The following is a 9,783-nucleotide window of genomic DNA, read 5'->3' as shown; positions in this document are numbered from 1 at the left end:
GGCCCCGCCATGACGTGGTGGCAGCGGCGAACAGCTTGGTGTCGGAAAGTGTGATCTTCATTGCTTGGTCTCCTTCGCAATCGTGCACAGCGCACGACGAAACAGCCCGCCCCCTCGCAGGGGCGGGCTGCTCCATGATGTGCTGTCGTTGGTGAGGCTAGAGGAACAGCTTGGCGAAGGCGACGATTGCCAGCGTCCCCCCGCTGGCCACGACCCATACATACCAGCGGGCCTCGGCCTTGTAATTGCGGGCCTCGCCCAAAAGCTTGTCTATTTCCGCAAGCTGCCGGTCATAGGCCGAGATCTGCTGCTGCGCATCAGTCGGCGGAACTCTCTCACTCATGTGTGTGGCCTCCTTTCCCTGCCAGTGTAGCATCCTTGGCGAGCCTGTCCACTTCGGCCCATGACATGACCGCTTGGCCTCGCCAGTTGACCCAGTTGCCTGTCATCACGGCACCGGGCAAGTGCTCCAGCGCATGGCGCTGGAAGCTGTTCGGTATCTGCCCGCGCATCAGCCCGCCCTCTCGACGGTGATGCTGACGCTCTTGTCCTTGCTCCACGTCCCCAGGAAGATGATGCGCAGGCAGGCGGCAACGTCGATGTCGTCCCCGTCCATCACGTCCTCGCCAGTGGACCACGGCAACTGGCCCATGGTTCCCGCGCTGATCGCCGCCTAGTTCGGCCGGCAAATCACCACCGCAGAGCAGAAGGAACGCCGCATGGCCCGCGCCCTCTGCCACGCCGCCAAGGCATTATGCGCCCCGACCCCGTGATCCCAACGCCCCATGCTAGCGAATCGCGTTATCGCTGAACCTGCCTCCGGCTCAAGACGGCCTTCCAAAATCTGAAAAGGATATACTGACAGACAGCCATGGACGGGTCGCATCTCGCCTGATATTGCCAGTTTTTGCCAATCACCCCGCCATTATCGACAAAAAGAGACATCCTACAAACACCTTTAGGTGTCCACGCATTTGGGTATATGTTTTATATCGTCTTGTTTCAGAAAGAAAAAGGCGGTCCTGCAGATCCTTGTTGCTCCCGACGACCTTGCGTCAGCGGGGCCAACCTTGCCTCGATCTGCAACGGCGTCAATGCGTCCAGGGCGCGCGGCGGTCTGTCGCGAAATTTTCGCCGTAGCCGCGCGGGCGGATGTTGGGCGCGCGTTTCTGAGGCTCATGAACGACGTAATCGAGGCCCTTGTCGCGGGCATAATCCTCGGCCTGTTTGCGGGTCTGGAAGCGCAGGCGAACCTGGCTCTGGGTGTCGTCGCTGCTGGTCCAGCCCATCAGCGGGTCGATCTCGCGCGGGTCGGCCTGCGGAAATTCCAGCACCCATCCCCTGCTGCGCGATCCCGATTGCATCGCGTTGCGGGAAGGCTGGTAGATACGGACGCGCATGGATCGAACCTTTCCGGCGACATGTCTTTCGCCGCTTATCGCCAATGCGCCGCCCCGGATCAAGCCCTGCGACGCACCGCGATCCGCGCGGGCGTCGGCGCATCGGGGGCGGTGCGCAGGGACAGTCCCATCCGCGCCACGCGGGCACCGAAGAGATTGCCTCGGGCCGCGACATCCGGCGCATGGAAGATCACCCATTGCACCCGGGAAGGCCGGCCTGGCCATCGCGCCGCAGAAGCAATCCACGATCATGCCGTGCCAGCCCCTTCGGACCTGCCCTTGCGAAAGGGCGGATGCGGCCCGTCAGGGCGCGGCATTCCCAGGGTGGAAGGGCGCGGTCATCTGGGCGCTCTTGTCCCGCTTGTCGTAGATGCAGATCATCCGGTCCGTTCCGGTTTCGTAGGCCACCGTGACCAGCGCCGCGCCATAGCTTTCCGACCCGAAGGGGTTGACCTCGATCGCGACGTCGGCGCCTTCCGGGGCATCGACAAGCGCCCTGCAGGCATCGCGGACATCGGTGCGGAATTCGTCCCAGGCTTCGTCCGAAGACGCCATTACCAGAGTGGGCGCCACGATGGCCGCGGCAGTCGTCAGGATCGTGAACATTCGCATCGGCTTTCCCTTGCTGTCATCCTCTTGCCAACGCCGCCGGGGATGCGGCGTTCTCACCCGAAACAGCCATCGTCTTGCTGCCCATGGCACCGCCCCGTCACGCCACCCCGCCTGACATTCCTGCACCGCAGGGCCGGGATCCGACTCCAGTTCGTCGATCCAAAGGGTCGCAGCGGCGGCGCGGCATCTATCCCGGCCTCAGCGCCGCCGCTTCGATCGCTTGTTTCCGCCGCGTTGGCCGGCGCGGCCGGCGGTCGAACGGCCGGACGAGCCGACGGCTGCGGCAGCCGCCTCTTCGATGACGGATTGACGCGCAAGCGGATCGTCCGAGATCGCCAGATCGACCGCCTCGAGTCGCTTGACCTCGTCGCGCAGACGCGCGGCTTCCTCGAATTCCAGGTTCTCGGCCGCCTTGCGCATCTGCGTCCGCAGCGCCTCCAGATGGGTCCGAAGATTGGCGCCGACCATCGGCTTGTCGACTTTGGTCGTGATACGCGACTGATCGGTATCGCCCTGCCACAGCCCGGCCAGAACATCCTCGACATTCTTGCGCACGGTCTGGGGGGTGATGCCGTGTTTCTGATTATAGGCGATCTGTTTCTCGCGCCGCCGCTCGGTCTCGGCGATGGCGCGTTCCATGCTGCCGGTGATGCGGTCGGCATACATGATGACGCGGCCGTCGACATTCCGCGCCGCGCGCCCCGTGGTCTGGATCAGCGAGGTTTCCGAGCGCAGGAAGCCTTCCTTGTCGGCATCCAGGATCGCCACCAGCCCACATTCGGGAATGTCCAGCCCCTCGCGCAACAGGTTGATGCCGATCAGCACGTCGAAAGCCCCGAGACGGAGGTCTCGCAGGATCTCGATCCGCTCGATCGTGTCGATGTCGCTGTGCATGTAGCGGACCTTGATACCCTGTTCGTGCAGGTATTCGGTCAGATCCTCGGCCATCCGCTTGGTCAGCGTGGTGACCAGCGTGCGATAGCCTGCCGCCGTGACCCGGCGCACCTCGTCCAGCAGATCGTCCACCTGCATCTCGACGGGCCGAATCTCGATCTGCGGGTCCAAGAGCCCGGTCGGGCGGATCACCTGTTCGGTGAAGACGCCGCCGGTCTGGTCCATCTCCCACGTTGCGGGGGTGGCGCTGACGAAGACCGATTGCGGGCGCATCGCGTCCCATTCCTCGAATTTCAGGGGCCGGTTGTCCATGCAGGATGGCAGGCGGAACCCGTGTTCGGCCAGGGTGAACTTGCGCCGGAAGTCGCCGCGATACATGCCGCCGATCTGCGGCACGCTGACATGGGATTCATCGGCGAAGACGATGGCATTGTCGGGGATGAATTCGAACAGGGTGGGCGGCGGTTCGCCCGGCGCGCGGCCGGTCAGGTAGCGGCTGTAATTCTCGATCCCGTTGCAGACGCCGGTCGCCTCGAGCATTTCCAGATCGAAATTGGTGCGCTGTTCCAGCCGCTGCGCCTCCAGCAGCTTGCCTTCGTCCTGAAGCTGCTTCAGGCGGTCGTGCAGCTCTTTCCTGATGCCCTTGATCGCCTGCTGCATGGTCGGGCGCGGGGTCACGTAGTGGCTGTTGGCATAGATCCGGATCTGGCGGAACGTGTCCGCCCTGGTCCCGGTCAGGGGGTCGAATTCGGTGATCGACTCCAACTCGTTACCGAAGAAATCGAACCGCCACGCGCGGTCTTCCAGGTGGGCGGGCCAGACCTCGACCACATCGCCGCGCACGCGAAAGCCGCCGCGCTGGAACGCCGCGTCCAGACGCCTGTATTGCTGCGCGACAAGCTGGCCCAGAAATTCGCGCTGGTCATAGCTTTCGCCGACCACCATGTCCTGCGTCATCGCCGAATAGGTCTCGACCGAGCCGATGCCGTAGATGCAACTGACCGACGCCACGATGATCACGTCGTCGCGTTCCAGAAGCGCGCGGGTGGCGCTGTGGCGCATGCGGTCGATCGCCTCGTTGATCTGCGATTCCTTTTCGATATAGGTATCGCTGCGCGCGACATAGGCTTCGGGCTGGTAGTAATCGTAGTAGCTGACGAAATACTCGACCGCGTTTTCGGGAAAGAAGCCCTTGAATTCGCCGTAAAGCTGCGCGGCCAGCGTCTTGTTCGGCGCCAGGATGATCGCCGGGCGCTGCGTCTCCTCGATCACCTTGGCCATGGTATAGGTCTTGCCGGTGCCCGTCGCACCCAGCAGCACCTGATCGCGTTCGCCCTCGGTCACGCCCCGCGCCAGTTCCGCGATCGCCGTCGGCTGATCGCCGGCGGGCCGGAATTCGCTGTGCATGACGAAACGCCTTCCGCCCTCGAGCTTGGGGCGGGTCACTTCGGGGAAACGCGCGACGGGCGCGCTGGTATTGTTGTGGCCCATGGACGACCCTTCCTGAGGCAGAGTCACAAGGTGTGGGCGCGGGCGCGAAAGTCAACCGGGGCGCGGATGGTTTGCATCAGGCGGGGGCTGTCCGCCCCCTCTTGGCCTGCGGCCAATTCACCCCCGCGGGTATTTGGACAACGAAGAAGCCGGGCCCCATCATCGTTTCAGACGGTCCGGTTGCAGTTCCGGCCAGCCATGGCCACCGTTCAGTTGATCCGCAAGGATTTCGGCGGTGACCGGCCCCAGGGTGAAGCCCTGATGGCCATGACCGAAATGCGCCCAGAGATTGGGCTGATCGGGGACGCGACCCACGACCGGAAGCATGTCGGGCATGCATGGGCGGCGGCCGGTCCAGGGTTCGGCCTCGACCGGGGCGCCGATGTCGAACAATTCCTTCGCGGCTTCTTCGCCGTGGCTCAATTGCGGCGGCAGCAGCCGGGGATGGCTGGTCAGTTCGGCGGCGGTCGCGATGCGCAGGCCGCGCCGCATCGGCGACATCACGACGGAATTGCCGAAATCCGCGATCGGGTGATGGGGCGGCGCATCCATGTGGTAGTGACGGTGATAGCCGCGCTTGTAGACCATCGGCACCTTCAGCCCGAAACGCGCCAGCATCATCGGCGACCAGGGTCCAAGCGCCACGACGGCGTGTTCACCTTCGCCCTCGTCGGCGATCCACGCCGCGCCCTTGCGGTGCAGATCGCCCGCGTCGCCATTGATGATCCGCCCGCCGCGCTTTTCGAACAGCGCCGCATAGCGCGCCACCAGCCCGCCGGGATCGGAACAGTTCCAGCTGTCGCTCCAGTGGGTGGCGCCTTCGACCGCGATCTTGATCGAGGGTTCCAGCGCCCGCAATTGGCGGCCGTCGAGCAATTTCGCCTCGACGCCGAATTCGGTCCGGAAACGTTCGGCCGCCTTGCGGGCCTTGTCCATCCGCCTGGGCGTGCGGTGGATCTCGATATAGCCGTCCCGGCGGATGATGTTGTCGGCGCCCGCGGCCGCGATCAGGGGGCCATGTCGGTCGGTCGATTGCCGGATCAGCCTGCCCCAGACCTGCGAGGCGCGCTTGTGGGCCGCGGGAAGCGAATTGCGGGCATAGGCCCAAACCGCGCCCGCTTGCGACAGCAATCCGGGAATGTTCCATTTGACGTCATAGCCCCGCCCCATCGCGATCTGGATCAATGCGCCGGGCGCCAGCGGCATCGCATAGGGTTCGACTGCCTCGGTCTGGATCAAGCCGGCATTGCCATAGCTTGTCTCGCGGCCCGGCGCGTTGCGGTCGACGATCATCACGTCGTGGCCGCGTTCCTGCAAAGCCAGCGCGGTGGTGACCCCGACCATGCCGGCGCCAAGAACCAGAATCTCGGACATGGTGGCTGCCTCCTCTTCGGGTTGACGCAAGCGATGCCCGATTTCGCCGCGGCACCGCAAGACATGTCGGGCGATCTTTGGCGACGGACCGGAACTTTGCAAGAATCAGGCGAAAAGCTCGCGGCAGAAGCTTAAAGCTTCGACAAGCGCGTCCACATCGCCGGTCGTGTTGTACATCGCGAAGCTGGCCCTGGCCGAGGCGTTGATGCCGTAGAAGTCCATCAGCGGCATGGCACAATGGCTGCCGGCGCGGACCGCGATGCCCTTCTTGTCGAGAATGGTCGAGATATCGTGGGCATGCGCGCCCTGCATCGTCATCGAGAAGATCGCCCCCTTCCCCGGCGCGTCCCCCTGCACGTTCAGCCAGTTCAGGCTGCGCAGCCGGTCGCGGGCATGATCGCGCAGGATCCGTTCATGCGCGGCGATGTTGTCCATGCCCAGATCCATGAGGTATTCCAGCGCAGCGCCCAGACCGATCTGGTTGACGATGCCGGGCGTTCCGGCCTCGAAGCGGAGCGGCGGATCGGCGTAGTCGACCGCCTCGCGGGTCACCGTCCGGATCATGTCGCCCCCGCCCATGAACGGGCGCATTTCGGCCTGCCGGTCCGACCGGATCCAGATCGCGCCCGATCCCGAGGGGCCGTAGAGCTTGTGTCCGGTGATGCAGTAGAAATCGCAGCCGATCGCGGACAGATCGACCGGCATGTGCACCGCCGCCTGCGAGCCATCGACCAGCACCGGCACATCGGTGCCATGCGCGATGGCGCCCACATCGACAATGGTTCCGGTCACGTTGGACATATGGGTGACCGCGACCAGCCGTGTCTTCGGACCGATTGCGGCCAGCACCTTTTCCGGCGGCAAACTGCCATCGGGTTCCGGTTCGACCCATTTCAGAACCACGCCCTGCCGTTCACGCAGGAAATGCCAGGGCACGATATTGGCGTGGTGTTCCAGCACCGACAGGACGATCTCGTCGCCCGCCCGCAGGCGCGGCGCGGCCCAGCCATAGCTGACCAGATTGATCCCCTCGGTCGAGCCGCTGGTAAAGATGATCTCGTCCTCGCGCGGGACGTTCAGAAACCGGGCGATGATGGCGCGGACCCGTTCGTAATTGTCGGTGGCAAGGTTGGACAGGTGATGCAGCCCGCGATGCACATTTGCATATTCGCCCTCGTAGGCGCGGCTGATCGCGTCGATGACCTGACGCGGCTTCTGGGCGCTGGCGCCGCTGTCCAGATAGACCAGCGGGCGGCCGTTGACCTGGGTGCCGAGGATGGGGAAATCGGCGCGGACCCTTGCGACATCGAACGTCATCGCGCCATATCCGGCATCAACCCGAAGGCGGCGGCCAGGAAGGACAGCGCAAAGCCCGCGACGAAGGCGGTGCCAACCAGGCCCAGAAAGACTTTCAGCGGGCTGCGGAAACCATGCAGCACCTTGGTAAAGCGCACCGTCAGCCACAGGAACAGCACGATCGCGGCCAGGCCGAGGAAGCCCGCGATCGTGGGCGACAGCAGCGACAGCGCCACCTGCACCAGTTGCACGACCAGCAGAACGATCTCGATCCAGACGGTCAGCAGCAGCGCGTCCTCGAACCGGCCTTCGCCGCCGAACATGCGCCCGACGCCGGTCATCAGAAGCGAGGCCAGGACGATCGCACCCAGTTGCAGCCCGGCCATCACGAGGGGCTGCGAACTGATGGTCATGATCGATTGCGCCTCGGCCTCGGGCACGACGAAAAGCTGTGCCGACAGCCAGGACAGGATGGCCGAGACAGAGACCGCCACGATCAGCGCCATCCACCGGACCGGCATCGGCAGCCCGCTGCGGATCAGCATGACCGCCGCACCGTCCGGATCGCGGAAGGTCAGACCGAAAAGTTGCTTCAGATCGTCGAAATTCATGCTTTCCTCGCCAAAGCCACCATGCCGGCGCCCCAGATCACCAGAAAACCGATTCCGGTCAAGCCGTTCGTCACGATCAGCGCCGGTCCCGGCCCGATCAGTCCCGCAACCAGACCCGCCAGCAGCATCGCCGGCGCAACCGCCAGCAGCGCCCAGAACAGGGCCAGCCGCGAATCCTCGGGGGTCAGCCGCCTGGGAAAGAATCGCGAGAGCAAAGACACCAGCGCCGCCACAGCATAGGCCAGAAGCGGCATCAGGAACATGACCGCCAGCAGAGACCCGCCGATTCGCGCCTCCAGCGGCACCGAGGGGTCCAGTTGCGCTGCGCGGGCGTGGGCCGGGGCCTGCGCGATCAGGAAAATCAGCATTGCGGCCATCAGCACGATCAGTTTCACACGCTCGGGCATGTCCGACAGGCCGCGGACCACCCGGCGCGGCGCCCACCAGCTTTGCAGGATGCGCGGCAGGATGCCGCCGCGCCTCATTGCGTCGCGTGCCGGGTCAGCCACGCTTCCAGCCGATCGTTGATCTGGCCGCGCAACCCGTCATCCTCGACCTCCTGCAACGCATCGGCCAGAAACGACAGGACCAGAAATACGATGGCACGATCCTTCGGCACCCCGCGCGAGCGCAGATAGAACATCGCCTCCTCGTCGATCGCACCGGTCGTCGATCCATGCGAGCAGACAACGTCGTCGGCATAGATTTCAAGCTCGGGCTTGGCCAGGAACTGACTGCGTTCGTCCAGCAGCAGCGCCTGGCTGATCTGGTATCCATCGGTCTTCTGCGCGCCGGGCCTGACCAGAATCTTGCCCTGGAAAACGCCCACGGCGCCGTTCTTCAGCACCTTCTTGAAGACCTGGCGGCTTTCGCAGCGCTCGGCCCCGTGGGTGATGAAGATGGTGTCGTCATGATGGAACCGGCCGCTTTTGCCATCGCCCAGAACCGCCGCGGCGATATGGGCGACCGCATCGTCACCGACGAACTCGATCACGCCCTCGTGCCGCATCAGCGTTCCATTGACCGACAGGGTAAAGCTCTTGAACTGCGCCTCGGCCGCCACGCGGGCAAAGATATGTGACAGACCCACGGCCTCGTGACCCACGCGCCGGGCGGCGACATGATGCAGCCGCGCGCCCCGGGCCAGATCGGCCTCGATCACGCCATTCGTGCGCGCGCCGGCCATGCCGGTTTCCAGCAGCGTCGCCTCGGCACCCGCTTCGACACGAACAAGGTGATGCCAGGTCGCGTCGGCCGCCTCGTCCCTGCGGCGATAGATCAGATGTATCGGACGTGACGGCCTTCCGGTCACGCGAATCAGCACGCCGTCTTTCGCCGCCGCCGTATTCAGCGCCGCAAAGGGACGCGCGACGGGCTTCTGCCCGGCCGATTCCAGGCTGCCATAGAGGTCGGCCGCCCAATGCTCGCCCGACCCGTCAGCCTGCGACAGCGACGCGATCTCGATCCCGTCCAGCGCCAGATCGTCCGAGGCATCGGCGTCAAAGATCCCGTCCACGAAAACGATCTTCAACCGGTCCAGATCGTCGAACAAGGGTCCGTCCGGTCCTTCGTCCGCTTCCATCCCGATCGCCCCGGCCTTCGCCGCACTGAACGTGGCCGGATCGGTATAGCGCCAATATTCATCGCGCGGGCCGGGCAGACCCATGGCGCGCAACCGCGCCAGCGCATCCCGGCGCGCAGCCGCGGTAAAGCCGCCCGCGGGCAGATCCAGCGCCGCCAGCCGCGCCTGCAACGCATCCTCGGCCTTCGGCGCGCCGCTGACCTGCGGCGTCACCTCCTTGGTCTTGACCGCCACGTCAGCCATCAGCCGGCCTCCGCCAGAAGGTCGCCATAGCCATCTTCCTCGACCTGCAAGGCCAGATCAGGACCACCACTTTTCACGATGCGACCATTCGACATGATATGAACCATGTCGGGCTGGATGTGATTCAGCAGGCGTTGGTAGTGAGTGATGACCAGAAAGCTGCGGTCGGGGCTGCGCAAGGCATTCACGCCGTCCGCGACCAGCCGCATCGCATCCACGTCAAGGCCGGAATCCGTCTCGTCCATGATGCACATGCGCGGCGCCAGCATCGCCATCTGCA

10 protein-coding genes and 1 pseudogene are annotated in these 9,783 nt (G+C 64.8%); all 11 read right to left on the bottom strand.

Translation table 11 applies throughout. From position 1 onward, the window contains the following. Positions 1-157: 157 nt before the first annotated feature. Entirely contained in the window at positions 158-343 is a 186-nt protein-coding gene (locus B4L36_RS00740) for a hypothetical protein (RefSeq protein WP_292950874.1), read from the bottom strand. Between the two features lie 168 nt (positions 344-511). Beyond that, positions 512-652, bottom strand: a complete 141-nt coding sequence (locus B4L36_RS00735; protein ID WP_292950872.1) for a hypothetical protein — start codon at positions 650-652, stop codon at positions 512-514. A gap of 439 nt (positions 653-1,091) precedes the next feature. After that, on the bottom strand, positions 1,092-1,400 hold the full coding sequence (locus tag B4L36_RS00730) for an ETC complex I subunit (protein WP_292950870.1): 309 nt from the start codon (positions 1,398-1,400) through the stop codon (positions 1,092-1,094). A 303-nt stretch (positions 1,401-1,703) separates the two neighbouring features. Then, complete coding sequence (locus B4L36_RS00725; RefSeq protein WP_292950868.1) at positions 1,704-2,012, bottom strand: hypothetical protein; 309 nt, start codon at positions 2,010-2,012, stop codon at positions 1,704-1,706. 198 nt (positions 2,013-2,210) lie between these two features. Next, the gene (gene uvrB / locus B4L36_RS00720; protein WP_292950866.1) at positions 2,211-4,397 is read right to left on the bottom strand and encodes an excinuclease ABC subunit UvrB; all 2,187 of its coding nucleotides are present in this window, start codon (positions 4,395-4,397) and stop codon (positions 2,211-2,213) included. A 159-nt stretch (positions 4,398-4,556) separates the two neighbouring features. After that, positions 4,557-5,771: an NAD(P)/FAD-dependent oxidoreductase gene (locus B4L36_RS00715; protein WP_292950864.1), complete on the bottom strand. Its 1,215-nt coding sequence runs from the start codon at positions 5,769-5,771 to the stop codon at positions 4,557-4,559. A 105-nt stretch (positions 5,772-5,876) separates the two neighbouring features. Further along, on the bottom strand, positions 5,877-7,088 hold the full coding sequence (locus B4L36_RS00710) for a cysteine desulfurase (protein ID WP_292950862.1): 1,212 nt from the start codon (positions 7,086-7,088) through the stop codon (positions 5,877-5,879). Then, positions 7,085-7,678 (bottom strand): YIP1 family protein, encoded by a 594-nt coding sequence (locus tag B4L36_RS00705; protein WP_292950860.1) that lies wholly within the window; start codon positions 7,676-7,678, stop codon positions 7,085-7,087. Before B4L36_RS00705 ends, B4L36_RS00710 begins: the two co-directional genes overlap by 4 nt. Continuing rightward, complete coding sequence (locus B4L36_RS00700; RefSeq protein ID WP_292950858.1) at positions 7,675-8,163, bottom strand: hypothetical protein; 489 nt, start codon at positions 8,161-8,163, stop codon at positions 7,675-7,677. Before B4L36_RS00700 ends, B4L36_RS00705 begins: the two co-directional genes overlap by 4 nt. Further along, complete coding sequence (locus tag B4L36_RS00695; protein ID WP_292950856.1) at positions 8,160-9,503, bottom strand: SufB/SufD family protein; 1,344 nt, start codon at positions 9,501-9,503, stop codon at positions 8,160-8,162. The genes B4L36_RS00700 and B4L36_RS00695 overlap by 4 nt, the downstream gene beginning before the upstream one ends. Beyond that, positions 9,503-9,783: pseudogene (gene sufC, locus B4L36_RS00690) on the bottom strand (Fe-S cluster assembly ATPase SufC); the annotation flags it as partial. The pseudogene sufC and the gene B4L36_RS00695, both read right to left, overlap by 1 nt.

This window comes from Paracoccus sp. UBA889 (assembly GCA_002294185.1).
In the GTDB taxonomy this organism is placed as follows: domain Bacteria; phylum Pseudomonadota; class Alphaproteobacteria; order Rhodobacterales; family Rhodobacteraceae; genus Paracoccus.
The sequence above is the reverse complement of the archived record's forward strand: the minus strand, read 5'-3'. Positions and strand labels throughout refer to the sequence as shown.

Excerpts from the sequence above, each read along its gene's own strand:
- B4L36_RS00740 (WP_292950874.1), bottom strand. The coding sequence starts at position 343 with ATGAGTGAGAGAGTTCCGCCGACTGATGCGCAGCAGCAGATCTCGGCC.
- B4L36_RS00735 (WP_292950872.1), bottom strand. The coding sequence starts at position 652 with ATGGGCCAGTTGCCGTGGTCCACTGGCGAGGACGTGATGGACGGGGAC.
- B4L36_RS00730 (WP_292950870.1), bottom strand. The coding sequence starts at position 1,400 with ATGCGCGTCCGTATCTACCAGCCTTCCCGCAACGCGATGCAATCGGGA.
- B4L36_RS00725 (WP_292950868.1), bottom strand. The coding sequence starts at position 2,012 with ATGCGAATGTTCACGATCCTGACGACTGCCGCGGCCATCGTGGCGCCC.
- uvrB (WP_292950866.1), bottom strand. The coding sequence starts at position 4,397 with ATGGGCCACAACAATACCAGCGCGCCCGTCGCGCGTTTCCCCGAAGTG.
- B4L36_RS00715 (WP_292950864.1), bottom strand. The coding sequence starts at position 5,771 with ATGTCCGAGATTCTGGTTCTTGGCGCCGGCATGGTCGGGGTCACCACC.
- B4L36_RS00710 (WP_292950862.1), bottom strand. The coding sequence starts at position 7,088 with ATGACGTTCGATGTCGCAAGGGTCCGCGCCGATTTCCCCATCCTCGGC.
- B4L36_RS00705 (WP_292950860.1), bottom strand. The coding sequence starts at position 7,678 with ATGAATTTCGACGATCTGAAGCAACTTTTCGGTCTGACCTTCCGCGAT.
- B4L36_RS00700 (WP_292950858.1), bottom strand. The coding sequence starts at position 8,163 with ATGAGGCGCGGCGGCATCCTGCCGCGCATCCTGCAAAGCTGGTGGGCG.
- B4L36_RS00695 (WP_292950856.1), bottom strand. The coding sequence starts at position 9,503 with ATGGCTGACGTGGCGGTCAAGACCAAGGAGGTGACGCCGCAGGTCAGC.